This window comes from Vibrio minamisatsumaniensis (genome assembly GCF_050337445.1).
Taxonomy (GTDB): Bacteria; Pseudomonadota; Gammaproteobacteria; order Enterobacterales; family Vibrionaceae; genus Vibrio; species Vibrio artabrorum.
In genome coordinates, this window is the sequence record NZ_JAKJSY010000016.1 from 1 (window position 1) to 24,493 (window position 24,493).

21 protein-coding genes and 1 pseudogene are annotated in these 24,493 nt (G+C 42.5%); 6 read left to right on the top strand and 16 right to left on the bottom strand.

Features of this window, described 5'->3' with window-relative positions; translation table 11 throughout:
* From L4B77_RS04670 to L4B77_RS04695, 6 genes are all read right to left on the bottom strand, one after another.
* Positions 1 to 680, bottom strand: a 680-nt coding sequence (locus L4B77_RS04670) for an RraA family protein (protein ID WP_429748796.1), incomplete at its 3' end; no start/stop codon positions are given.
* Between the two features lie 127 nt (positions 681 to 807).
* Positions 808 to 1,596, bottom strand: a complete 789-nt coding sequence (locus L4B77_RS04675; protein WP_429748798.1) for an SDR family NAD(P)-dependent oxidoreductase — start codon at positions 1,594 to 1,596, stop codon at positions 808 to 810.
* Positions 1,589 to 2,986 (bottom strand): sugar porter family MFS transporter, encoded by a 1,398-nt coding sequence (locus L4B77_RS04680; protein ID WP_429748800.1) that lies wholly within the window; start codon positions 2,984 to 2,986, stop codon positions 1,589 to 1,591. The genes L4B77_RS04675 and L4B77_RS04680 overlap by 8 nt, the downstream gene beginning before the upstream one ends.
* A gap of 13 nt (positions 2,987 to 2,999) precedes the next feature.
* Positions 3,000 to 3,770, bottom strand: a complete 771-nt coding sequence (locus tag L4B77_RS04685) for a creatininase family protein (RefSeq protein WP_132980848.1) — start codon at positions 3,768 to 3,770, stop codon at positions 3,000 to 3,002.
* Positions 3,771 to 3,780: 10 nt separating this feature from the next.
* Positions 3,781 to 4,647, bottom strand: a complete 867-nt coding sequence (locus tag L4B77_RS04690; protein WP_429748803.1) for a RidA family protein — start codon at positions 4,645 to 4,647, stop codon at positions 3,781 to 3,783.
* Between the two features lie 10 nt (positions 4,648 to 4,657).
* The gene (locus L4B77_RS04695; protein ID WP_429748805.1) at positions 4,658 to 5,797 is read right to left on the bottom strand and encodes a mandelate racemase/muconate lactonizing enzyme family protein; all 1,140 of its coding nucleotides are present in this window, start codon (positions 5,795 to 5,797) and stop codon (positions 4,658 to 4,660) included.
* A 280-nt stretch (positions 5,798 to 6,077) separates the two neighbouring features.
* On the opposite strand from L4B77_RS04695, the gene L4B77_RS04700 reads away from it, so the two are divergent.
* Positions 6,078 to 6,818, top strand: a complete 741-nt coding sequence (locus L4B77_RS04700) for an AraC family transcriptional regulator (protein ID WP_429748807.1) — start codon at positions 6,078 to 6,080, stop codon at positions 6,816 to 6,818.
* A gap of 68 nt (positions 6,819 to 6,886) precedes the next feature.
* On the opposite strand, the pseudogene L4B77_RS04705 reads toward L4B77_RS04700, so the two are convergent.
* The 7 genes and pseudogenes from L4B77_RS04705 to L4B77_RS04735 all read right to left on the bottom strand — a co-directional run bounded on the left by L4B77_RS04705 (position 6,887) and on the right by L4B77_RS04735 (position 14,121).
* Positions 6,887 to 7,797, bottom strand: a pseudogene (locus tag L4B77_RS04705) (IS5 family transposase).
* Between the two features lie 495 nt (positions 7,798 to 8,292).
* A complete protein-coding gene (locus tag L4B77_RS04710; RefSeq protein ID WP_429748809.1) occupies positions 8,293 to 9,072 on the bottom strand; it encodes a DUF3658 domain-containing protein in 780 nt (259 codons plus the stop codon).
* Positions 9,073 to 9,239: 167 nt separating this feature from the next.
* Positions 9,240 to 9,722, bottom strand: a complete 483-nt coding sequence (locus L4B77_RS04715) for a tetratricopeptide repeat protein (protein ID WP_072610179.1) — start codon at positions 9,720 to 9,722, stop codon at positions 9,240 to 9,242.
* 516 nt (positions 9,723 to 10,238) lie between these two features.
* On the bottom strand, positions 10,239 to 10,850 hold the full coding sequence (locus tag L4B77_RS04720) for a hypothetical protein (RefSeq protein ID WP_072610181.1): 612 nt from the start codon (positions 10,848 to 10,850) through the stop codon (positions 10,239 to 10,241).
* Positions 10,851 to 11,016: 166 nt separating this feature from the next.
* On the bottom strand, positions 11,017 to 11,682 hold the full coding sequence (locus L4B77_RS04725; RefSeq protein WP_429748812.1) for a glutathione S-transferase N-terminal domain-containing protein: 666 nt from the start codon (positions 11,680 to 11,682) through the stop codon (positions 11,017 to 11,019).
* A gap of 88 nt (positions 11,683 to 11,770) precedes the next feature.
* The gene (locus L4B77_RS04730; protein ID WP_429748814.1) at positions 11,771 to 12,397 is read right to left on the bottom strand and encodes a LysE family translocator; all 627 of its coding nucleotides are present in this window, start codon (positions 12,395 to 12,397) and stop codon (positions 11,771 to 11,773) included.
* 68 nt (positions 12,398 to 12,465) lie between these two features.
* Positions 12,466 to 14,121, bottom strand: coding sequence for an SgrR family transcriptional regulator (locus L4B77_RS04735; RefSeq protein WP_429748816.1), 1,656 nt, complete (start codon positions 14,119 to 14,121; stop codon positions 12,466 to 12,468).
* 1,046 nt (positions 14,122 to 15,167) lie between these two features.
* Here L4B77_RS04735 and L4B77_RS04745 point away from each other — a divergent pair.
* Both L4B77_RS04745 and L4B77_RS04750 read left to right on the top strand, forming a co-directional pair.
* The gene (locus L4B77_RS04745; protein WP_429748818.1) at positions 15,168 to 16,529 is read left to right on the top strand and encodes a type II toxin-antitoxin system HipA family toxin; all 1,362 of its coding nucleotides are present in this window, start codon (positions 15,168 to 15,170) and stop codon (positions 16,527 to 16,529) included.
* Positions 16,514 to 16,996: a helix-turn-helix transcriptional regulator gene (locus L4B77_RS04750; protein WP_429748820.1), complete on the top strand. Its 483-nt coding sequence runs from the start codon at positions 16,514 to 16,516 to the stop codon at positions 16,994 to 16,996. The genes L4B77_RS04745 and L4B77_RS04750 overlap by 16 nt, the downstream gene beginning before the upstream one ends.
* 272 nt (positions 16,997 to 17,268) lie before the next feature.
* On the opposite strand, the gene L4B77_RS04755 is transcribed toward L4B77_RS04750, so the two are convergent.
* The 3 genes from L4B77_RS04755 to L4B77_RS04765 all read right to left on the bottom strand — a co-directional run bounded on the left by L4B77_RS04755 (position 17,269) and on the right by L4B77_RS04765 (position 20,676).
* A complete protein-coding gene (locus tag L4B77_RS04755) occupies positions 17,269 to 18,078 on the bottom strand; it encodes a M15 family metallopeptidase (protein ID WP_429748822.1) in 810 nt (269 codons plus the stop codon).
* Between the two features lie 98 nt (positions 18,079 to 18,176).
* Complete coding sequence (locus L4B77_RS04760) at positions 18,177 to 18,905, bottom strand: DUF429 domain-containing protein (protein ID WP_429748824.1); 729 nt, start codon at positions 18,903 to 18,905, stop codon at positions 18,177 to 18,179.
* Between the two features lie 58 nt (positions 18,906 to 18,963).
* Entirely contained in the window at positions 18,964 to 20,676 is a 1,713-nt protein-coding gene (locus tag L4B77_RS04765; RefSeq protein WP_429748826.1) for a class I SAM-dependent methyltransferase, read from the bottom strand.
* A 270-nt stretch (positions 20,677 to 20,946) separates the two neighbouring features.
* Between L4B77_RS04765 and L4B77_RS04770 the strand changes: the two genes are divergently transcribed.
* The 3 genes from L4B77_RS04770 to L4B77_RS04780 all read left to right on the top strand — a co-directional run bounded on the left by L4B77_RS04770 (position 20,947) and on the right by L4B77_RS04780 (position 24,366).
* Positions 20,947 to 21,885, top strand: coding sequence for a hypothetical protein (locus L4B77_RS04770; protein ID WP_429748828.1), 939 nt, complete (start codon positions 20,947 to 20,949; stop codon positions 21,883 to 21,885).
* Between the two features lie 195 nt (positions 21,886 to 22,080).
* Complete coding sequence (locus L4B77_RS04775) at positions 22,081 to 22,848, top strand: 1-acylglycerol-3-phosphate O-acyltransferase (protein WP_429748830.1); 768 nt, start codon at positions 22,081 to 22,083, stop codon at positions 22,846 to 22,848.
* A 147-nt stretch (positions 22,849 to 22,995) separates the two neighbouring features.
* Positions 22,996 to 24,366: an MBL fold metallo-hydrolase gene (locus L4B77_RS04780; RefSeq protein ID WP_372039471.1), complete on the top strand. Its 1,371-nt coding sequence runs from the start codon at positions 22,996 to 22,998 to the stop codon at positions 24,364 to 24,366.
* Positions 24,367 to 24,493: the final 127 nt, after the last annotated feature.

The window sequence follows — 24,493 nt, forward strand, 5'->3', positions numbered from 1 at the left end:
CCAAACTTATTGTAAGCATCGACGGTTGTCATGCCATTTTGCAAGGCTAGAAGGACTTGATTCTCTCCTTCTGCTTTTTCAAAAGCCCCTTTAAAAGCCTCAACTTCAACGTCTTTCGGCACAACAAGTATTCCATCTCTATCACCAAAAAGAATATCACCATCATTAATCAACACTCCATCGACTTCAATTGGGATGCGCCAGTCAATCACCTTCCCCCTCACACCTTGATCTTGAGCGTAACTACCAAAAGAAGCGATGGGGAAATTAAGATGTTCAATCTCGTTAGTATCACGATGGAAGCCATGTACAATAGCACCGGCTGCGCCACATTGAATCGCTCTTGTCGACATTAATCCTCCCCAAAGAGCATATCGATGTGAGCTGCCAGAACAGATATACACTTCATTTTCTTTTAAGTCATCCAACGCCTCAAACATACGTCCAAATGGCTTATTTGAAAGGGCTGAGTGCCCTTTATGATCACCAAAAAAATCAGCTTCTAGCACTGTCATAGCACGACCAATAATGACCATGTCATTACGTAACGGTTTTAAGTTCGGTGACAAAAATTGGTGCTGATATCCCAGTTGATCCAGAATATCCCCCACTAGAGCAACAAATAGTTTATCTTTTGCTAATTGGAAAAGTTCCTGATCATTGTTCCACTGTACAGTCATTTTTATTCCTTAATCTTTTCGGTAGAAATAGAATACTCAATATTAAAAGGGACATCTTTTTGTAAGCCCACCAAACCAAACTTTTCATCTGATTTAGGTCTGGACCGCTTAAAGCTGTCCAGGACAATTACAAAAAATCCTTGTTGTAGAGTAAAACTGTTGAGCCACCATCAATACGAACAACTTGACCAGTAATAGTTTGTGCCAGATCAGACATCAAAAAAGAAGCCAAGTAGCCACATTCTTGTGTAGTCACCTCTCGCTCGATACATTGCTGACTTCTTGAGTGCTCTTTTACCCATTCAACAGGGTCATCTGACCAAGTCGCAATCAACTCATAATTTTGATCTGAATGAACATAACCAGGGGCAATCGCATTTACCCTAATACCTTGGCTACCATAATCAATAGACATACCTCTAGTTAAAGCTTCAACCCCGCCTTTTGCTGACGCATAAATGGCATATCTGGGTATGGTAGAGTGAGCATGAACAGAAGAAATATTGACAATGCTTCCTTGAATACCATGATTCAGACACTGATGAACAAAGTACTTTGACAATCGCCAAACGGCTTTGAGGTCTACATCAAACAAGTCGGTAAATTCGGTCTCCTCGACCTCATGTGCAGGTTTGCTTAATCCAATTCCAGCATTGTTAACCAAACAATGCAGTAGCATGCCTCTGGCTTCGAAACCTGAAAACAAGTTTTTAGCAAACTCTTCATCTCTCAGATCACCAGCGACAAAGTCGGCTTCTGGATATTTTGCTTTTAACTCATCAGTGAACATATCTTCATTCATATCGTGAATAATCACGTGCGCACCTGCTTGGTAGGCCACATTAGCAATACCGGAACCAACTCCGGTACCCGCCGCACCGGTTATTAGAATATTTTTCCCTTGTAATTCAATCATTTGAACCCCCCCCCACTGAAGACTCAGTGCGATTTTTTGCATCATAACGTTCATTGAAATAACACTCGATCTCTTCGAGGGTCTTGCCTTTTGTTTCTGGCATGATGAATTTTGCGATGGCAAAATAAACCAGACAGAAAACTGCACAGAGCACAAATGTGAAGCCGAAACTGATAGTTTGGCCGAGGTATAAGAATAAACCAGAGAACGTAGAAGCCGCTAGTGCGTTGAGGGCTAATGCTAATGCCATACCATTAGAGCGCACCGCGCTAGGCAGTAATTCTGATAACGCCAACCAAACGCATACCCCAGGACCAATTGCGAAGAAAACAACGAACATCATGATTGAACCAATGACAACCAATGATTGACTACCGCCTGACGACATTCCAAAAAATGCCGCGGCCGCCACCAAGAGAGATAGGGCTGCACCAAGTGTCCCTATGCTTAATAGTGGCTTACGACCCAATTTGTCCACCAAAACCATCCCAACAATCGTCGCGCCAAAGTTCATCACTGTGATCCAAATTGAACCAATAATTGCGATCATGTTGGAGCTAGAACCCGACTCTTTTAGAATAACAGCACTAAACTGCAGAATAGGGGCTATACCAGTAAGTTGATTCAATATTGCGATACTAATAGCAATAAATAATGGGAATGTATAACGAGGATTTAGCAACGCTTTGAAAGATGTTTTTTCTTTAGTATTATTTGATGCAGTGACAATTGCCTCATATTCACTTTCGACTTCAGATCTCACGCGACAGCTTTTTAAAGCTTCTTTGACTTTTGATAACTGACCTTTTTGTGCCAACCAGCGTGGCGATTCCGGGATGAATAAACAACCTACACCAAACACAACCGCAGGATACGCACAGGAAAGGAACATTGAACGCCAATCACCATCACCTTGAGCATAGAAATAACCGACTAAGGCAGAGATCAGTATGCCAGCTGTTAGCATTAGTTGAAATGTGGCAGTGCTGCGTCCACGTATAGCAGTAGGAGTAACTTCGGCTAGATACAGCGGAATAACCAAAGTCATAGTGCCCACACCTAACCCTTGACCAATACGACCTAGAAGCAAAGATGTATAGCTCTCTGCATGAACCAAAAAAGCTACGCCGATGAGAAATATTACAGTACCAACAAACATCATCGGTTTTCGGCCGAATTTATCTGCAAGGGGACCCGACACAAAAATAGCGATGACACCTCCACCAAATACGGCGGAAGCAATAACAGACAATTGCGCATCAGTCATTGGAATATCAACGCCAATATATAGCATCGCGGCATTAATAATACCGAGATCATATCCGTATAACGCTCCGGCCATTGCTGCGGTGGCAACGACCAATATCATTCTTACTCTTATATTATTCATAATGAAATTATCCTTAATTTAATTCTTTCATATCTTTGATAATTTGGCGGAGTTCAGCGATTATGATGTTCAATATTTGCTTTCCTTTTTCATAATTCGCATAACTAGGGTCTCCAAATACACCATTACCTGTTTGCTTCTTAATATCCTGAACGACCACCGCTTTTGATCCTCTCAACATATCGGCAGATGACCAATCAGGGTAGTTTGATTGAATTGTTCGGTTTCCTCCCACTAGAGAAAGCTCCCTTTGATAGAACCTTGCATCAATGTATTCAATCAATGAGGTTTCAAATTCTCCTGCATGTCCTATACCACCAAAACCACTTTCATTTAGTTCAAGTAATTGTTCTGCTCCGAGCTTCCACCATGAAGTGTGAATGATGTTGTTGTCGTGATATTTGTGCCCTAACATCTCACACACCACGCTAATCGATGCTTGGTTTCCACCATGGGTATTTAAGACCAGAATATTTTTGAACCCATGAGAAATCACTGACTCAAGAATATCTCGATAGAGTCCTATTAACGTTTTGTGTCTCAAAGATAAGGTGCCGCAAAATTTCATATGGTGCTGGGAGTATCCAACACTCATTGTGGGAAGTATCAGCACGTCTTCCTTGAGTTCGTTCTCAATACATTCTGATATGTGAGATGCAATAAGCGTATCGGTAACCAGAGGTAAATGTTTTCCGTGTTGCTCTATTGCCCCCGTAAGCAAAACAACCGGAGTACATTTGTCAGTTTGTGATAACGCTTCACTAGATAAATTCGACCAGTACATAATTTATTTCCTATTCTGGTAACATTGCCCACATTTCAACTTCTACTTTGAGTGTCATCAGTAACTCTGTCTGCACTGCGGTTCGGGCAGGATAGGGCTTGGACATCCACCCTATATAGACTTGGTTAAATGCATCCCAATCATTAAGGTCACGCAAGTAGACATTGACCTTAAATACATCTTCCAAACCAGCACCAGCTTGCGCGAGTTGTTGTTGGCAGTTTTTGAGAGTCAACGTCGTTTGCTCTTCAATGGTATTTCCAACAACATCACCAGCTAGATTTATGGCCGCTTGTCCAGAAATGACAACAAGTTTACTTCCTGTTACTTCTATTACTGGGCTATATGGACCAGCAGTGACATGCTGACGTACGCCAACGGGTGTATGTTTGCATCTTTGTCTTTCATCATTTGGCATATAGCCAGTAAAACCAGTCACCTTCCATGTCCCCGAAGATTTTGATAAGTAATATAAGGTTTTCCATATTAGTGGTATATCATCCCCCTCAATGAGAGATATTTTCCCATTAAATTTTTTATGAGCGATCGCTATATTTCCTGTAATTTCAATATCACTTAATTTTTGCGATTCAAAAAGTTCAACTGCCGGATCATTCTTACAATTTTCTAATTTAAATTCTGCACGCTGCCTTAACCATTCATCACGATATTGTGATAGTTTATGATATTTAACTTTCCAGTCATCTGAATTTGATGACTTAAATGCATCAATTCCATAGAAACTAAATTCATCAAAGTCAGGCTCAGTTATTGACCAATCATTAGCGACAAATGCGGCTATATCTCTAAGAATTAATATTTCCCATATTTTATGTCTATCAAAGTCATTATCTATATCATATGGATTTTTAAACATATATCTCTCCTTAAACTTTCCAAGAATGTATCTTATATTTATTTAACGCATCAAAATCTAGCGATACACCAAGTCCTGGGCCTTGAGGTACGTATGCTTTCCCATCTTTTATATTTAATGACTCCGATAGTAAGTCATGCTCTCTTATCATGGTTCCAAATATATCTGAAGGCATAGTGCAGGATTTCGCAGCTGCAACAGAGTGAACATACATAGACTCAAGAATGCCAAGGTCTACTTCAGAGCCATGCCAACAGTTCATGTTTGCGACATCAGCAATGGCATCTAGCTTCCTGAAATTCGCAAGACCACAGTTAAAATTGAAGCCATCAACCGCATTATGTGCAATCGCATTAATAGCATCATATGGACGTTGACCAAAGTATACATATGGTAATGACACATGCATAAAAATAGGAATGTTAGTCATTATTCTCAGTTTTTCATATTCAAGCAATTGCCATCTCGGAATCGGGTCTTCAAGGCAGAGAACATTCCCAACCTCTTCTAAGGATGGAATTATCCTTTTAACATTAGCAAGATTTTCCCACCTTTCATTTGGATCAAGAATTATAGACATATTGGGAGCAGCATGGGCAACCTCTTGACACCACCCTGCGATGTCGTCAGATAGATCACATTTGAATTTGAATGTCTCAAATCCCTGTGAAGCAAAGTGCGTAGCCAGTTCACCTATTTCACCCTTTACTCTGTGACCAGTCCATGCTCCCACCTTAATACTCTCTTGAACCTGCCCTCCAAGTAGATCAACAACTCTGATTCCCAAAGATTTGGCGTATGCGTCCCAAATACAACATTCAAAACCATCATATTCTCGACACCAACTTATCGGCAGTTCTTGCAAAGACATATCTTCCAAAGATTTCCCAATTAGCAAATGTGCAATGTCATTGACTGTTTGCCTGTCTGCATCTCGATAAAACTCACCTAAACCGACCACACCATTATCAAGTTGCATCTCTACAACCAGCTTTGTCATCTCATCAAACTGTTTACTCCAACCAACTTGACCAGCCACTGGAAGTTTGTGTAACGGTTTGTTCAACGAAGGAGAATTAACAGTGTTGCTTTTAGCAGGGACCATAACCTCAGTAAATTTAAAACTGTGGATTGTTAGCTCTTTTTTCATTTGCTTACCTCATAAATGGTTTAGATTCATTATTGTTTGAAAATCAATCAATCTACATGTAAGCTGCACTAAAACATGGACGATTTGGCATTGACAAGTTCACATAATCAACATTACCTTTTTATTAGCTATACTTATCAGCCATTTACACACAAAGGAGTAAAACAGAACATTGATATATAACCCGAAGAGCATCACATTCTTTAACCAGTATTTTTATGAACAAAACTTAACTTTTTTCGGGATCCGTTTATTGGGCTGTGGTCATTACGACACACAATTGTTCAAGCAAATCGATCGTAAAAGAACCTTAGAAAGTTACGCCATAGTATTGTTATTAAATGGCACTGGAAATTTCGAGAGCCAGAACAAAAGCAAAACTAAAATTGAGCCTGGCAACGCCCTATTTCTATTTCCTGGTGAATGGCATCAATATACATCTGATAAAAACTCTGGGTGGGAAGAACTATGGATAACTTTCTCTGGTTCGACAGTTGATAATTTGCTAGAGCATGGGGATATAAAAAAATCTCAACCAATATATAAATTAAGTGATATGTCTTTGGTATATAACAAACTTACTGAAATACTTAGTGCCGCTTATTTAAACAATCATCGTCAACTTATGTCTGTATCGAGTAAAATCTATGAAATAATGAGCATCCTCGAAACGCCAGATTTTAGCTCATCGGAAACCATGAAAGAAGCAATATCTAAAAGAGTAATTCAAATGAAAATCGCACCAGAAATTAATTATGATTTCAGATCTATGGCTGAAGATATGGGTATTTCTTATGAGTTTCTTAGAAAGAGCATTACAATACATACAGGGCTACCACCTCAAACTCTATTAAATTCAATAAGAATCAGTTCTTCGATTCAATATTTGCTTGAAGGTAGAACTATTGGAGAGGTCTCATCATTGGTTGGTATAAATGACCAGTTTTACTTTTCTCGTCTGTTTAAAAAGGTTATTGGTGTATCGCCTAAAAAATACCAACTGTTCCATAGTCAACGATGAATGATACGGAAGCTGGCGTTGTTGATCAAATCGGTTTAAAGACCAACGACGCCATATGTGACTCGCCGTTAGTTTCGAACAGGCATACCTAGTCCTATGACTTTGTTTATAGCTTTGCCATTCGCCATGATTTCTCCCACTTGAGCGTTATAACATCTCAAGCTCAATTTACCGCTGGTTAGTCCTTTATATCGAGACATTGCGGTCTCAGATATTGAGCGATAGTGATAACCCGACTCAGATTTCCACTCCGCTATTGTTCCGTTTTTCAAAGCCTTTACTGCTTCATTTCTGGGATGCCCTTCTTCCCAAAGCGCCGCATTCTTTCGAGGCGGTATCAACGGAGTACTGCCCTTATTTTGCAGGGTCTCATAGCAACTTTTTGTGTCATACGCTCCATCGGCAGATACGGTATCTACCTTTCTACGTAAAGGGTTGAGTAATGTTGGCAGCACTTCGCTATCGCCAACACTTACAAGACTGACTTCTGCACTAATGGCCTCATGAGTTTCTACATCAACGGCTAAGTGCAGTTTGCGCCAAGTTCTGCGTTTTTCGGCGCCGTGCTTTTTCACCTTCCACTCACCTTCGCCAAAGACTTTGAGACCAGTCGAGTCAATAGCGATATGGCGAATAGCTCCTCTGGATTTGTTACGATATTTGACCTGAACTGTCTTCGAGCGTTTGCTGATACACGTGTAGTCAGGGGGCGTCAGTGGAACCTCCAGTAGCTCAAAGATAGAGTCGATAAAACCTTGAAGAGCCCGCAATGGTAGAGAGAATACCCCCTCTTAATCATCAATGCAGTTTCAATCGCTGTATCAGAGTACTGGAAGCCTCTACCACGCTTACCATGATGGGCTTTGCATCGCCATGCATCTACGGCTGAATCATCTATCCAGAACGTAACCGAACCCCGTTTGCACAGAGCCTTATTGTACTCCGCCCAGTTAGTTATCTTCTTTTTTGCCTTACCCATGTCACCACCGCTCTAACCATCATAAAGGATCAGATCGCAAGACTCGAAAAAGGTTCAACTGATTTAGGCAACAACGCCTGTTACAAGCTATATGTGGTTAAATATCAGTCAATACAACGGAAAAGATATTCAAAATATGAAAGGAATAATATTTGATGACTTAAGCCAAACTGATATTGATGAAGCTCAATTCAGATCAATAGAATGTGTCGAATCCCTGTATGAACACTGCAATTGGTAATTTTTGGTACGCAATCAGAACTATGCTGTAATGGTTTATACTCGCGGCTGTTTCCATAGCTCGAAAATAAAAACATTCCCTTCGTTAATATCCGAGGCTACGGTGATGAGAATGAGAATTTAAATTTTTACTTAGTTATAGCACGCACACTAGGAATGAGTGTTCGATAGGCAAAGTGTGAGCTTTACTCTCAGTTACGTTTCCGTTGTATTTTTCTCTCCCTATATTTTCACTAAATGTTTGAACTTCCCATATCATAACGCTCGACTCAACTGACGCCTAAAGAAAGGCCCTTCACCAACCGCACACACTATTCCTTTCAATATCAAAACACGCAATCTATAACAAAGAAAAGTATCACCGACTTGCCCTACATAATCGCCAAGTACACGGCCAATGGCTTCTGCTGCAACACAAACTCGTAACCCAATCGCGGAAAGAAGTGCCTCATCAAAAAACGTCTCATCATGGGATACAATTGCGGAACCGTTCCAAGTTCGAACCATATTCCTGCACACAAGAATACTATCCCATTCTTTTGCTAATTTAGCTTGCTGAAAGATATCAATAGGCACCGGAATGATGGAGGTAAGCTCTTTAGTTGAACAGGCTCCAACGATTGGTATGGTGCCTTTATCCAACTGACCTGTCGTTACATCGGCTAAAAATAAACTGTGTTCCGGCAATACTGAGCACAGTAATCGCAACATTAATTGCTCATCCACTGACTGACCAACCCAAACAACATAATCGCCATCGCGTTCGAGATCCTGATAGCTCTGCAATATGGGCAGTCCTATATGGTCGGATAACCATGGCCATAAATCTGGCTCATTAATAAGACTACATACCCTCCTAAACCAATTGCTACGTAGAGCACCTCCCTGCACAGTACCATAATTCATTAGAGGGCCATAAGCCAACGGGTCACACAGCTCTACCACCCGCTTCTTTTCATCTGGTGCAAGAAGATAATTCAAAATGCCAGCAGATGCGCCTCCCACAACAAAATGAGTAATCTTACGAGTGGTCATTATTAAACTCACTTTGAATATCAGCACATCGTCTCTGTATTCTCATTCATCGCTCCTTGTCAGCTTAATCAGTTATCGAGCTCCAAAACCTTAGAATTCATCACTAGAACCACGCTATTGTGTCTACTCCACTGTTAGACGAATAAATATACGTAGGAACGCAATATTTACCACTTTTTATCAAGATCTTCTGCATACAGCAGTATTGCCCTTTGGTATTCTCTTATTGACTGATTGTCAGTTGTCGATACCAACAAATTAAGAAGCAAAGCGGTTGCCTCCTTATGTCTGCCTAAGTTATATAAACACATCGCATAAAAAGGCTGAGCTTCTAAATTATTTGGGAACTCGGTAATCGTTTGTTGAAAGTAATCCAGCGCATCTTCATAACAACCGAGGCTTCTGTAAGTACTCGCTAAACCAAACAATGCATCAAATCGCTCGTTCGGTGAAAGCGGGCCCTTTAATGCTAACCGGTAATGTTCTATAGCTTGTTGTTCCTTACCTTCGTTATCGTAGGACCAAGCAATATTCAAATGCGCGGAAGCAGCATAGGAAGAACTAGCTAACACCGTGCGTAATAACCGTCGAGACTCTTTATAATCCCCATTCTTTCTTAGCAAGATGGCTTCATCTATTCTTGTTCTCATGCGTGTATTGCCTCCCATAAATTATGTTACAATTTCTAGAACGCTATCCGCCTCATCTCAATTTAGGCATCAACTAACCAAACAAGTAGCAAGGTTATGTACATTAGATTTATTGCTAGTAGAAATGAGGAAAAGCATTTGCAGCATACTCATGGCATCATTACACAGGCGAGAATAATGCTCGAGGAAGAGTTAATACTTCATGAGTATCATAGAGAACATATCGAAGAAATATTTTCTCAACTTAATTCCTCTTTACCCTGTCCACCATTTGAAGAAAAATCATGGCCACGAAATGCAATTTCTTGGTTTTTAGACTCTAGTACCCAATACATATCGTTCATGTACGAGTTAAAGTACATATTAGAGGAGTATGATACCAAGGTCTCAGTATTACAATATTCGGATATAGGTACGATTTTATATAGAGATGATTTTCAAGTAGTGGCTAAGTCTAGCTTACTATAGCCCCAATATTCACATCCATAACGCGTCAATTATTGCGAAGCACATACGTTAAAATGAAAACTGCAACCCAAGCTCATAGCTCACTTCTGCTTTCTCACGCTCTGCATATTCTAAATTTGCAACTAAACCAAACACTGAGCCGAATTGAAAGACATTATTCCATTTAAACTCATCTCTTGCTAAATCCAAGAAGTCATGCTGATAGGAGACACCCATCAGCCAATGATTAGCTATTTGTTTTCTAACCATCGCTTGACAGTATGTTCCACGCTCGGAATATGGTGAACTGTAATCACTATCTGCACGATAGTTTACTGCTCCACAGGATAAAGAGCTTGCCATTGCCCCTCCCAAACGCCCAATGAGTCCTCCGCCGGCTTGCCAACTATCTACCTCCGAACTAAATCGAGTGAGAAAATCTGCTTTTCCTTCGATGAATACATAGTCGAAAACTTGAGCGCTGACATCTAAGTATAACCCTCCCATCGTCTTATTCTCTGTATTGTCATACTTATCGTTAAGGTAAGGTTTTAACGCTCCTGACTTAAAACTAGCTCCTTTATAACCAAATCCTATATGAGAAAAATTATCGACAATCTCACTTGATGCAAAGCTTGAACACGAAACTAACAACATCAGAGGAACAACTTTAGTTATCATAATACGATACCCTCTAGTACTTTTTGAAATAAACACTTACCCCATACGTTGCATATTGGAGGCAATGTGCGGAAATAAATCGTAACAAATTAATATGTAACACCCAATAAATTTAAACGCAAACTATGCGATGTATTCACATTTCCATCGTTGTCTTAAAGCATGTTTAGTTTCCAGTGCCAATCCTATCTAGGCTGTCATACCAATTCAAAACATGGCTAGTCAGCATTTCCTCCGTAAAAGCGTTACTCGTAGACAGCAGCCACTTCAAGGTTCCATAGACGATATAGTCTGAATACATGGGCGTATCGCCCGATAAATATCGCGTCTTAGCTAAATAAGATTCCAGTACTCTCATTTTTTTGAGTAAGTCGGCCTTTGCTAACTCTTGGTTGTAGCTTTGTACATTTTCTAAGCTGTCCTGAAAGTGTTTCTCTCTAGAGGAACGAAAGTAATCTTTATCGCGCTCTTTTAGCTTGCAGTAAATGTCGAAGATGGCGATTTTGGCGATGTCCGAATGTAATGATGCTGCCCACTCATGGAAAAAAAGTGCCATTAAACGCCCTTTTTCACCGCCAAATAATGAAGGTGATTCAGGGTAGTGGGCCTCGAGATAATCAGCGATGTTAAACGAATCAGAGAGCACTGTTTCACCATCTTTGATAGCGGGGAGCGTAGAAAACTGCGCCTTAAACTGAGCCTGAATGTCGACAAAAGAGAGGTCTGAGGTGTCAAACGCGATATTTTTGTGTATCAAGCACATTTTCGTTCGCCAACAATAAGGACTGAATTTTAAGCCATCGTCCCCACACAGTTCGTAAAAAGTGATCATAGGTGTTTTACTCCAAGAGTTGCTAAATAGGTGTAAGGGTTGTGCTTTGCACAGTATGTTCGATCTTGATCGCGGTTCTTAGTCGAGATTAAGTGGGTTCTTTAACTGCTAGAATACCTGCGGCTCCCAGCAGTAAAGCACCACTTCCTCTGGTCACAGCGGTAAGAGATAGTCGGCTCGCATCAACAATCCGCCTGGCCGAAAACGCATAAAACATCACTAAGCTGAAATCAAGCAATGCCATGGTTGGGCACATCACTAATAGTTGAGGGAATACGGGTAAGTCGGGGTTGATGAATTGCGGGAAAAAAGCCGAGAAGAATAGGATGGCTTTGGGATTGCCTGCCGCGACTAAAAAGCCAGAGTAAAACAACTTTTTGTTTGAGGCCTGTAAATCTGAGTTGTTAAGGTTTAAGTGCTCAACTTGTGCTGGTTTAGCGAGGAGCATTTTTAGCCCCATGTAAACCAAGGTGATCACACCAAAGACTTTGATGACAGTAAATGCCACTACCGAATTGGCAAGGATGACACCTAAACCCAAGGCGACTAACACCATTTGAATAAAGTTAGCTGAGATGTCGCCAAGGGCGGTATATAGCACGCGTTTGTGCCCATATCTCAGAGCATGTGCAATACCTAAAAATATACTAGGCCCTGGTGTCGCGGTAAGAATGAGCGATGCCACGACAAAGCCGAGCCAAAGGTTAAAGTCCATTTTTTATCCTTAATTTTTCGTTTAACACTGCAAATCATATCGCTACAGATACACTACCATACCCGCGATTACTCCAACCACATATTGAACAGCGACATGACACCCATATTGTTGGTTTCGGTACCATACAGATTGTCTGCGCGAGTGACGGTGAAATGATTGCGCCACAGAGGACAATAATAATAGTTCTGGATAAGCCAATCCTCCGCTCGATACAGCTTGTGCAGAAACTCCTCACTGTCGTTACTTTCCTGCATGAGCATATCAATAAAGGTTAATAGGCTTTGTTTTCCACGTTCAGGCAAACATAGGCTAAACACATTGCCGCAAAGTAGCCATTCGTAATACTGAAACGTCAGGTCGTCGCCAAATACGTAACAGTCGTAGGAGACATCAACAGCCACATCTTGAGACTGTCCTTGAAGACATACCTGCCAAATAACCCCTTTTTGAGACAACGCATCAAGCAAAGGTTGCAACTCCCTCATATGACTGTCTATCACTTCAATGACCACCGGACGAGCTGGCAGTTTCATGTCGTGATTGAACAAGTGAAATCCCTTATCTTGATGGCAATCCATCACGCTGTTCGCTGCTCTTTTCTGGCTATCAAGTGTAAAGCGTCGACTATGATGAACAAGCCAAGCTCTTTCTTGAGCGGACAAGGCGTTTGCATGATGATGAAACTGCAAAACAGTACACCCACTGCGATCGACTTTTTGTGGCTGAGCGGGTTGAGATTCGCAATAGAGCGGTTCTGCCACGTGCATAGGCATTTGAGGTTGGGCATCGCTACACCAAAACTCTACTCGTTCAATATGGCCACCAAAACCAAAATAGTGGTTGTTGCGAACTAAACTCCAATATTGTTTTTCCAGATTTTCGACCCGATATGCTCCACACCCGATAGGTTTTGAAGCCTGATAATCAAAAATTGCACTGTGTGAGTCGGCTAACAAATGCAGGAAAACGGGGTCAGATTGACGCATAGAAAAAATTACCCACTGTTTATCTATGTCAATACGCTCTACATGGCGAAATAGAATTTGATATGGGTGCGGCGTGTTGAGACGCATCTCGATATTTTTTTTGACCAGCTCCGGTGTCAGCGCTTCTCCATTGTGCATCATGATGTCATTGCGGATGCGAAGACGGATTTGCTTGTCGCTGAAATGAAATTGGTGTGCGATGTGAGGCACAATATCATTTTGAACGTGGTCATAGCGGACTAAGGTGTCGAACACACTTTCGATCAATAAAATAGAACGAGCGGACTGTGCCAAATGTGGACGCCATTCAGGCAGCATATATGGCACTAAATACATTAAAGTGTTCTGCTTTTTCAGTTCCTGCTGCGCGTCCCCTAACCAGAGAGGTATGTGATCTTGAAATAGGCGGACTTCGCCAAATTGAGTGGCTAGCCGAAATGCCTGATTCATTCTGCCAGACCGAGCCATCTGCTCTAGCTGAGTCAGCAGTGAGGCCTCAAAACTCTTGAGTAGTGTCAGTTTAGAGCGGTGGCCACGTCCCTGACCCGAAGCCCAATGGATAAGCCCAAAACTCTCGAAAGCAGCCATTAGCTTACTCACGTACCTTTCTGAACAGACCAGAATTTCAGCAAGGGTGACGATATCGACATCATAAGTTTCATTGCGAGAAAAATGTTTCTCGAGTTGCTTTAAGCGTTGTAGATGACTCGTGGACAACAACTGAGAACCTACCATGTCAACCTCAAAATTATCTTCATTAGAAACGACGGCTCACTCTGTGACTTGGCGACATAACATAAAATAGTGTGTTTATGATCTCGCAGGCCGAGATTAATAGATATGGACTATCTGGCCGACTATGAATCCCACCAAGAAAACTATACCAGACAAACGAGGACGGCTTTGAGCTTGTATCACTGTCATCGTTTGAGGTGGTTCCGGTAAGTACTGTTTCGCGTTTAAAGTATAGAAGGTGTAGTCTAATGGATTCATGGTTCACTCACACAGTTGGGATCATGTCGCTATTATCAGGTAACAAACCCGAAGTAATAACGTTCTCTTTAATGTGAATAGTTCACCTTTTAATTAATAAATGAAGGCTCTATTTTTCATCTGCCACCAAACCAACTAATTCAATAAACACGCAGAGGCAGATCAATCCCAGTCACATTCAATATTAGCAATCGACGCTACATCTTCATCAAAGCAAACGTAGGCCGGCTTGCCAACATGGGGCTAAAAGGTTACGTAACTCGCTTTCAAATCCTCTTTTTGAAATAACATTCGAGACTTGCAACTCTCTGCTATCGGTTAAAACCGCTTTTACACGTCGATTAAACCAGCTCACATACATAGAAGTTGATTATAATCGGACAAGAAGGCACAGTGCTCTTGGGTATCCAAGCCCAGTTAACTTTAAAAATCAAAATGTCGCTTAATGAAGTGTCCAGTATTGCTGGTGCAGATCAGTTTGTACTAACTTTGGGTACTAAACATGCACTACTTACACATCTCAAAATCTGGAATTTGGCAATTCCGATATCAAATATCTCCAACTAATCGGGCTTTGTTTGAACAAACAATTAACGCCCCCCCTATCGCAGCTTTCATAGCTAAAACAATCCATTCAGCTCATCAACAATTTTGGCTTACAAGTAATGAGTAATAATTTACTCACAAAGAGTCTCACCACACACTAATGAGTAAATAATCACTCACAACTTGCAAAAAAACGACTTTACGAGTAAAGTTTTACTCATTGATAAGTAGAGGTGTTATCGATGGAAGAACTAACCGTACAAGCTTTTATCAGAGGTGAATGGATAGATATTGGTATCATCTCACTCCCTAAAAGTAGCCAATATAATTTCCGAGAAACTGAACTCAACTACCTCAGCGACTATGCGCTAGAACATCACGATAAAGATGACTTTCACGCTGTTTCACTAAACCATCCTGTCTCATTCTTTTTTGATGACATGGGTAAACCTGGATGGTTAAAGTTTCTAGACGATATTATGCCTAGTGGTGCTAGTAGACGATACTGGGTCAAACACCTAGATATTGAAGATCTTAGTTCTGATGAACAAGACTATGTTTTGCTCAAGTTTGGCACAATGTCGCCTATTGGTAACTTAAGAATAAAAGACTCTCTTCCTGAGCGCTACAAAGTAGCAGACAACCTCTACTTCTCTGTTGATGATGTTAAAAATCGAGCCGGTGATTTCCTCGACTATGCACAACAAAGAGGGGCAGCCGCAGGTGGTGCAACAGGGGCTGGAGGTGAAGCGCCAAAACTGATCCTCCGATATGGTTTCGATCACGGATCTGGCAGCGAAAAAATATGGATTGATCCATACCAAGATGACAATAGCAACCACGACTTACATTACTTAGTAAAGTACCCTAGAGGCTCAAGAAGCACCATCGACTGTAATATTCTAAGAGCTGAGTTCTACTTCTACCACGAGCTAGCTGAAATGGGCGTTGAAACGATCGCCACCGACGGTATGCGCTTGGAGGAAGGATTAAACTACCCTTCCTTATGGCTTCCTCGATTTGATGTTCAAATTATTGATCAACAAATAGAGAGATTTGGCATGGAATCTGTGTATTCCATTTTGAACAAAGGCGCTGGGGTCACTCTTGATCACGAAACGACCATCCGAGCTCTCATAGAAAAAATGACTGAAAGCAATATGGTTAAACACCAAGGGTATAGGTTTGATACCCAAGCTTTCGTCATTGAATGGGTGAAGAGAGATCTACTCAACATCTTGTTTGGTAATAGTGACAACCATGGCAGAAATACTTCATTCTTAAAGGGTGATGGCGTCATAAAGCTTGCTCCCGTTTACGACTTCGCACCAATGAAAGCTGATCCCGAAGGCATTCCAAGAACAACAAAATGGAAAGCCCCACTAGAGGTGGGCGGAACTTACGACTTCGTCGGAATAGCAGACACCTTATCTGATCTCGTGCCAAAGAAAGTGTTATTACAAGAGCTAAAGGTTACGGCAAGTAAATGCATTGACTTAAAGCAGAGACTAACATTACGAGGAGTACCAGAACAAATCTTGGAGATGCCAGCCGTTGGACTCAATCATATATCAGAAAAGCTCACTAAATGGGGGTTACTATGAATAAGCCAAGCAATAAAGAGTCCGTACAAGATACGGTCGCTCGTCTAAGAGCAAACCGAAATCAACATCAGTCCAAGACTGGGACGAATGCAATTCATTCGACCAAAGAACGATCGCAATTTAATACGCCGACTAGATCGAAAGCCTCAAAAAACGCCAAAGCAGTCAGTGCAGCAGAACGCAAAACCGAGGCAAACAAAATCATCAAACACTTATTGCTTGGAGAGCTAACACAAGGCCAAGCGTTGAAAAGTTTACGCATTAATATACTGGGACTCAAACAGGATGTGTTCGCAAGACTTGTCGATGTCTCAAGAAAAACACTCTCAGATATAGAGAACGATCGGGGTAGCTACAATACAGAGATTCTCAACAAAGTATTCAAACCATTTGGCTTAAAAGTCGGAATGCTACCGTCTTCTCCCGATGTGTTAAAATCGCTATTAATAGATGGTGAGGCTCAGTAAAATGTCCTGTATCAGCTTGCTTGTTTTAGATTGAGTTGTCATAAAAACTCAATCTTTTTAAATGAATTAGAAATAAGCGAACACGGGTTCAGTTCCTTTTTCAGTAGGAAATTGATGTAACACCAAATAGGTAACATCGATATAAGTGACTGAATTGATGAAACATGAGAAATCATTTCAACCATGTTCAAGCTCGTCCACGCATTCAATCTCACTCTAAAAATCGAAACAAAAGATGCAAAAAGCACAAACGGCTCTGGGTAAACATAACACTAAAAAGTTCTGACGGTTTTCTTGGCACAGATAGCACGAGCTTTTTCTGCGCCCTCGCCTTTATTGCTATTAAAACACTGTCGATAAGATTCGATATAGCGCTCAAATAGTACTTTGGCTTCAGGTTGTGGTTTAGAGAGCAGTTGGTTAACGAACTTTCTTGAGCCGACCTCAAAATGCTGAGTATCGATTGGGCTATTCCAATCCCCTCCCCAGATCATAAATCCGTGATCGGCAAACAGCGCCACCACACTTTCAGCCATGCCACGGCGTTCTATTTCATCACGCGCACGAAAGCGAGTACGGTTCACATAGCTTGTCGCAGCTTGTGCTGGCTTTACCGTGATTGTTCCGTGGCTATCGAACTCTAAGAAAGGGTTTTGAACTGGGTTGATGTCTATCGCCACACCATAAGCATGCTTCGACCAGCCCCCTCTCCCCGTGATAGGACGAGCATTAAACGCACTGCTGTTGTTTGCGTCCATTGAGGCGTTGTCGTCCCCTTTAAACTCACGCATTAGGCGAGCGGAATGAAGCGGGAAATTACGCTGTTTAAGCTCTGAAAAGATTTGTTCAACAGCAGGCGCAACCACATCAAGCACGATCATATTGCCCTGTTGCGTTTCCCCTTTGAAGTTAATGAAATCGAAATCCACTTTGGATAATCGCTCACAACCAACAGGCGCACCACTACTCAAGACATGGTTCTTTTTCATCATGTCGCATTGCCATTGAGATATGGGGGCAACTTGGGCATAACTCGCAGCACTGAGCACAGTGGCCAGCCAGCCGACAATAAAACGTTTCATATCAAAGACTCAAAATAGTAAGTGTGAAAAGTAGCAGATGTTGGAAAATAGCATAAGTTGGAAAATAGCATATTAGGCCAAGTTGAGCGCACGCTTTGTTAGCGCGTTTTGTCCCAATAAACAATCTCTCGAACTCGTCCACTCTGGTCGACATCCGCTTTTCCACCAACATCAGAAGGCTCTGGTAAGGTTGATAATTGCGGAGCGTAATAGGCAACCAACATAAGCACCAACGCATCGTAAATATCGTCTATCGCAACGTCTTTACGCTTGGTGTTTGCAATGGCCAACGACAAGCGTTCACACCACTTGGGGGCGAGTTGCTGAATAATAGAAAGCCGTTCCTCTTTGCCTTCTTGTATTCGTTTGGAAAAGGTCAGCGGTTCCCCTTTCAAAGCTGCAAACACTACCTCAGGATGTGACTCTCTTATCGAAAGGTTGGGATAAGCTTCAATGAGTTCATCAAGCTCGCGGAGCTTAGGCACAATGCCCCAAGTCTGTTTAGAAAATTTCTTATCAAGCTGCTGCACATTAGCGCTGCACGCTGCAATGTAATCGGTTTGGTAAACCGCCTCTCGGCACGGCACTGGAAACACGGAAGAACCACGCTTGCTGGTGAGAAAACGCCTTGCCGCTTTATCGCATAATCGATCAGGAGTCAGTGAATCGCTAAAGCCAATCGGCATATCGATTAACGTAGTTGCTCCCGTAAGATCATTAACCAACTCATCGAGCGTGTTTATCACTTTGAACGTAGGTAGCTCATTGCCAGAGACAATCCAAGCGATCCAACCGGCCTTGCAGCCATCAATTCCGATGTATTTCATTATGTTCTCGATGATGAGTTTGTTGAGGGCGATTTGAGATAGCTAACCCATTTAATGATCAGTGCCACTCACTAATCAACAGTCGGCTTTTTACTCCACGCACTTGCAATCCCATCGCATCGAACACCTCTTCAAAATCTCGACACTGCGCTGGAATATTAGGCAGCGAAAGCACTGCTTCTGAAAAGAATTGTTGTTCAAAATGAGCAGAATCGTTCCATGCGAGTTGCCACCACGCTAGAATTCGCGACTTAGACGAGCGCAGCTTTTCTGCGGTTGGAACTTTATCACTTTTGCTTAGGTTCTCTTTGCTCGTCGTTGGAAAGAGGTTCCACTTATCGTTATTTGGCCAGTAAGCGAAAGGCAAACAGTGATCAACGTGATACTCATTTTTTAATGATTTTCCACTCCAGACGCTGACAATGTCGGCATGATTAGCTCTAAGTTGCTCGACACGTTTACGCACATCACGAGTATCGTGGTTTTGATCGATCCATACCAAGCAGTCGTGATAAGTCTGTAGTGAGATACTTCGCTGTCGGTTCAACTCGAAACGCTGCATCTCCATGACCCATTGATTGACCACCAGCGGTTCAATCCAAGAGTGGTAGATTCTAAAGCACTCCCACAAGCTTTCATCGAGAGTGAAATAACCAAAGCTTGCTAAGAAATCACTATCAATGACCAATGATTCTCGATTTTTCCGTCGTTTCTGAGGAGGGTATATATCAAATAGTCGGCTGTCTTTCGAGCCTTGATAAATAAAAGTCACAGGCCCCGATTTAATGGTGCTGATCGTCTGTGAAAATAGCTTTTGTAGCGCCTTAGCTTCTTCGCCGAAAAACATCGCACCAATAGCGAGATCATCGGCACTGAGGTGCTTGAGTTTGTTCCAACCATCCTCTTTTACAAATCCGAGGCCTTTACTCGTGTTGCTATTTTGCTGAATCCCAGTACCACCGATATCGATATCAATCAAACGCTTAAACTGCCTAACCCAATATAGAGCGACCAAACCCACTGGTAGAGAAATTTTTCCATCCGTTCGATCAATCACAGCGCCTGAATGCGCATCCGCAATTCGCAGTAATGTTCTCAACAAAGCCAACTTGTATGTGGCCGACTTGTTGTCATTCACAATAATGTGGCGCACCTTATTCAAATCACCGGAGCCATCATCTGGCAATGTCATCACCACGGTTTGCCACCACACTTCACTGCGGTTCAATGTATCTTGGCTATCATCGACATGACGAACTAACAAGGCACTGTTTTTTGATAAACGCTCAAGCTCTTCAACCGATACTTGATAGCCTTGTCGACTGTCTTGAAACTCCCCATGACGCAGAGTGATCACCAACTTGCCGTTTGGAGCGAGTAAGTTAGACAGCTTTCTAAATGCACGCTCTCGATGAGACGGGGCGAGATGCATCCAAACCGCACTCACCAATATCAAGTCAAACCGCATTCCGAGGTTTTCAGTGCGACTAAGCGAGGGAAGTGAATCGTCAATCCAGGTAACGCTTGCACCTGTATATTTCGAGCCTTGTTCAAGCAATGAAATACTTGGTTCTATCGCGATAACATCAGCCCCTGCTTTGTGCATCCACAACGCATCACGACCGCATCCCGCACCAACATCTAACACTTTATCGCCCTCTAAAGGCCAATAAGATTGCCAGCTGTTATGCACCGCCTCAAATGTCACGGAGTTGTATTGTTCACAAAGCGTGTGAGCATTTTTATCGTAAAAAGGAATCGATGAGGACATATGCGCCATTAGAGTAAGGAGTCTGTCTCAATAGTAATCGGGAGCTTGGGTGATTGCTAGCAGCTCATGTAAGTTCAGCTACACCAATCAACATTAATCGTTAGTGATTGTTTTATATCAATATCCACCGAATGAACTCATCAGGCGAGTCACATCGAGAATCAGTTTCGTCAGCAAAACAAAAACAAACAAGGTGCAAGGTGACGTGTGAACAGAGATAATTGTTTGAAGATGATTAACTCGCCTCAAGCACCTAGCTGATAAAGACTAATGAACACATACTCGCACATAGATACCCCATTCAACCTGCGCCACATCTGTTGGTTTTGTGGTGAACCTTCCAGTAACCTTGTTGAATTTCCTAAGACCGCTCAGGCTGTTGCCAAGATAGGCCATTCACCAATCGCACTGCCGGCTTGTAATGAGTGTGCGAGAATTAACTATTCAAAGAATCTGACCTCAATTTGGTCGGTGCGCGATCAGATAAAACACACTCTGATAGACAAGTACGCTAAGCACCTTGGCATTGGTGAGAACTGGACGGAGCAAGAGCTTATTGATTCTGATTTCTCGGGTTCAACGCTTGGTGGGTTTGGGCGCAGTGCTTGGAAGATGTATCAAATTGCCAAGCAACGCGTCGATTATAAAGGCTGGCCTTTGTCGGTTGATGACATCCCACTTGAGGTATACGACGAAACCAGTGGCTTTGAGTTTGACGGTACGCGTTATGCCTCAATCAATTCATGTATCGACTATTTCACCAAAGCAGCGGGCGTAGACAAAGAGCTGTTGTCGCAGCTTGTCGACATCGTTTCCTCAGACCGATTTAGCTACGCACTACGGATCGCCAAGCTCAACAAGAGTGTCTCCAATACCAAGCGCTCGGAGATCATCGAAGAAGTGCTGCAACAGGAGTCTGAACAAGAAGAGGTATTGCTTGAACAAGCGAATTCCATGTTTAACCCAAACGTCGAAGAGGTGAATATTTCAGGGGCAATAGCGCCTGTATTTGCCATTCAGTGGGCGCTGGCTAACAAGGTTAAAGATTTAGCCCACCTGTGTGCTCTCGAAGATGAGTATTTTGACTATTTCGAACACCTCGGCGGTCCTGCTGCTTTTATGTCTTATAACGGCCTACAACTCTACTTAGAATCGCGTCAAGATCCGGAATGGGTAGAAAAATCGGATCCAAATAAACAGTATTGGTGATCATAAGCCATTACTGGTGAACACGTGTAAGCTTGACTGCTAAGCCAAACACTCATTTTAGTGCTTGTTTTATATAAAAATCTAAAAATAGCCCCCTATTACAGTTAATTATTGCAATTCAGTTAAATAGAGTGAAAACTTTAAACACCTAAACTATTTAATCACTGCCATCTTGCGGTGAGTAAGGAGTGAATTGTGCTTGCTGTTCTTCGTATTATTTTGGCTACGGTGTTTATTATTTTCACCACGCTATGTGCTTTTGTTTACTGCTTATTTAGCCCTAAGAACCCTAAGCATGTGTACGTTTTCTGCCGCTGGTTCAATCAGCTCCACAAGATCATCGGCGTAAAACTGGTGCAGCGCGGCCTAGACAATGCGCCGACTCCCGAAAAAAGCGTCTACATCTCTAACCACCAAAGCATACTGGACTTTGCGACCGATCCAGGAATGCTAAGACCTCGCACCGTTTCATTAGGCAAACGCGATTTATTGTACGTACCTTTCTTTGGCCTATTGTATTGGATCACCGGTAACATTTTGATTAACCGCGAAGACAAGTCCAAAGCGCGTAATACCATCAAGCAAGTGTCTGAAGCGATTCATCAGAGAGATCTGTCTGTTTGGATTTACCCAGAAGGAACCCGTAGTAAAGGGCGCGGATTATTGCCGTTCAAAACGGGCGCTTTTCGAATGGCGATTCAAGCTGGCGTGCCTATCACCCCAATGTGTACCAGCACCACACACAATAAGATCGACTTTAATCGAGCCAATAATGGCATCGTGATCACCGAGATGCTGGAGCCTATCGATGTGACAGGGTACGAGCTCAGTGATGCAAGAGAGTTGGCCGATCGTTGCCACGCACTGATGGCTGAGAAAATAGCGGCGTTGGATGCCGAAGTCGCTCGTTTAGAGGCGCAGCAAAACCCTGAATTGGATTCAGATCATTCTTCTACAAACTAACTCGCAACGAAACCACTGAGTCATCGCTCAATTACTTAAAAAGACGCTCAAGGATCGCAACTCTCATTGTTCTTGTTTTACATGCTGGCGCTTATCCGCAAAATAAAAATAGGCGTTCACAGCTTTATCGAGCAATGGGAGTAAACGATGGAAGTGATTCACCATGGCGGCAAACATAGCGTCACCGGATCTTGTCACGAGCTAAGAGATTCAGGCCAAGCGGTGCTCATCGATTGTGGCCTTTTTCAAGGTTTAGATCTTCAAGATAAAAAGCTTCAAGGTGCGGATGCTCGCCCTCTTGATATTGAATTTGCAACGTCCCACCTTAACGCTCTGCTGCTGACCCATACTCACATTGATCATATTGGCCGCTTACCTTGGTTACTTGCCAGTGGATTTAACCAACCCATTTATTGCACGCAAGCCACCGCTGAACTCGCCCCTTTAATGATTGAGGATGGCTTAAAGCTGCAAGGACTCAGCAATAAACAGTCGAAGCTGATAATCAAAAAGATTCATTCGTTAATTGTTCCCAAACCTTACGGGGAATGGTTTCCAATCACGTCTAAACAGCCGAATAACGGTAAGGATCATCATAGGCTAAATACTCTTTATGCCCGTTTTCAACCTGCAGGGCACATCTTAGGTTCCGCCTATATCGAGATACAGTTACCAAACCAAGAGATCGTGGTCTTCTCTGGAGACTTAGGCCCGAGCAACACACCACTACTGCCGGATCCAAAGCCACCACAACAAGCCGACTATCTGTTTATCGAATCCACTTATGGCACCAGTACACATGATGATATTGCGACACGGTCTGAGCGTCTTAAGGCGATCATTGATCGCTCCCTACTCGATGGTGGCGTTATCCTCATTCCAGCTTTTAGCATTGGCAGAACACAGGAGCTGCTGTTTGATATCGAACACCTGATCTTTGAGCATCAACTCAGTCGCGATATTCCTATCATCCTCGATTCTCCTATGGCAGAGAAAGTGACACGCTCCTACCGACGCTTTAAAGAGTTGTGGGGACAAGAAGCTAAGCAGCGCCTAGAAATGAAACGTCACCCTCTTGCTTTTGAGCAGTGCATTACGGTTGATGGACATCGGATGCACAAGAAAATCGTGAATCGCCTCAAGTCGACAGGTGAACCCGCGATTGTGGTCGCCGCTTCTGGCATGTGTCAGGGTGGCAGAATAATGAATTACTTATCCGCCTTACTTGCCGATAAAAGGACCGATGTCATCTTAGCGGGCTATCAAGCGCACGGCACCCTCGGGCGAGAGCTGCAACAAGGCGAAATGCAGGTTGTTATTGATAACAAAGACGTTGAGGTTAACGCTCAAATCCATGGCATGTCTGGTTATTCGGCTCATGCGGATAAAGAGGATCTCTGTCGATTTATAGAGGGGATATCTGTTCAGCCAAAAGAGGTGCATTTGATCCACGGTGAGCCAAATACTCAATCGGATTTCACTCAAGCTTTGGTCAGAAAAGGTTTTAGCGTAGTTTAAAACCGATAAGTCTCCTGAAGCAGAGGCGGTAAACACTCAACCGGTAAGCAACCCGCATCTTAAGATTGTTTGAATACATCGAACGATTTAATAAATTGAGAACTTTCCCTCGCACATAAAAAAGGGG

Bases quoted from the DNA above. Each gene is read 5' to 3' on its own strand.
- L4B77_RS04675 (WP_429748798.1), bottom strand. From the start codon at position 1,596: ATGATTGAATTACAAGGGAAAAATATTCTAATAACCGGTGCGGCGGGT.
- L4B77_RS04680 (WP_429748800.1), bottom strand. From the start codon at position 2,986: ATGAATAATATAAGAGTAAGAATGATATTGGTCGTTGCCACCGCAGCA.
- L4B77_RS04685 (WP_132980848.1), bottom strand. From the start codon at position 3,770: ATGTACTGGTCGAATTTATCTAGTGAAGCGTTATCACAAACTGACAAA.
- L4B77_RS04690 (WP_429748803.1), bottom strand. From the start codon at position 4,647: ATGTTTAAAAATCCATATGATATAGATAATGACTTTGATAGACATAAA.
- L4B77_RS04695 (WP_429748805.1), bottom strand. From the start codon at position 5,797: ATGAAAAAAGAGCTAACAATCCACAGTTTTAAATTTACTGAGGTTATG.
- L4B77_RS04710 (WP_429748809.1), bottom strand. From the start codon at position 9,072: ATGACCACTCGTAAGATTACTCATTTTGTTGTGGGAGGCGCATCTGCT.
- L4B77_RS04715 (WP_072610179.1), bottom strand. From the start codon at position 9,722: ATGAGAACAAGAATAGATGAAGCCATCTTGCTAAGAAAGAATGGGGAT.
- L4B77_RS04720 (WP_072610181.1), bottom strand. From the start codon at position 10,850: ATGATAACTAAAGTTGTTCCTCTGATGTTGTTAGTTTCGTGTTCAAGC.
- L4B77_RS04725 (WP_429748812.1), bottom strand. From the start codon at position 11,682: ATGATCACTTTTTACGAACTGTGTGGGGACGATGGCTTAAAATTCAGT.
- L4B77_RS04730 (WP_429748814.1), bottom strand. From the start codon at position 12,397: ATGGACTTTAACCTTTGGCTCGGCTTTGTCGTGGCATCGCTCATTCTT.
- L4B77_RS04735 (WP_429748816.1), bottom strand. From the start codon at position 14,121: ATGGTAGGTTCTCAGTTGTTGTCCACGAGTCATCTACAACGCTTAAAG.
- L4B77_RS04745 (WP_429748818.1), top strand. From the start codon at position 15,168: ATGGAAGAACTAACCGTACAAGCTTTTATCAGAGGTGAATGGATAGAT.
- L4B77_RS04750 (WP_429748820.1), top strand. From the start codon at position 16,514: ATGGGGGTTACTATGAATAAGCCAAGCAATAAAGAGTCCGTACAAGAT.
- L4B77_RS04755 (WP_429748822.1), bottom strand. From the start codon at position 18,078: ATGAAACGTTTTATTGTCGGCTGGCTGGCCACTGTGCTCAGTGCTGCG.
- L4B77_RS04760 (WP_429748824.1), bottom strand. From the start codon at position 18,905: ATGAAATACATCGGAATTGATGGCTGCAAGGCCGGTTGGATCGCTTGG.
- L4B77_RS04765 (WP_429748826.1), bottom strand. From the start codon at position 20,676: ATGTCCTCATCGATTCCTTTTTACGATAAAAATGCTCACACGCTTTGT.
- L4B77_RS04770 (WP_429748828.1), top strand. From the start codon at position 20,947: ATGAACACATACTCGCACATAGATACCCCATTCAACCTGCGCCACATC.
- L4B77_RS04780 (WP_372039471.1), top strand. From the start codon at position 22,996: ATGGAAGTGATTCACCATGGCGGCAAACATAGCGTCACCGGATCTTGT.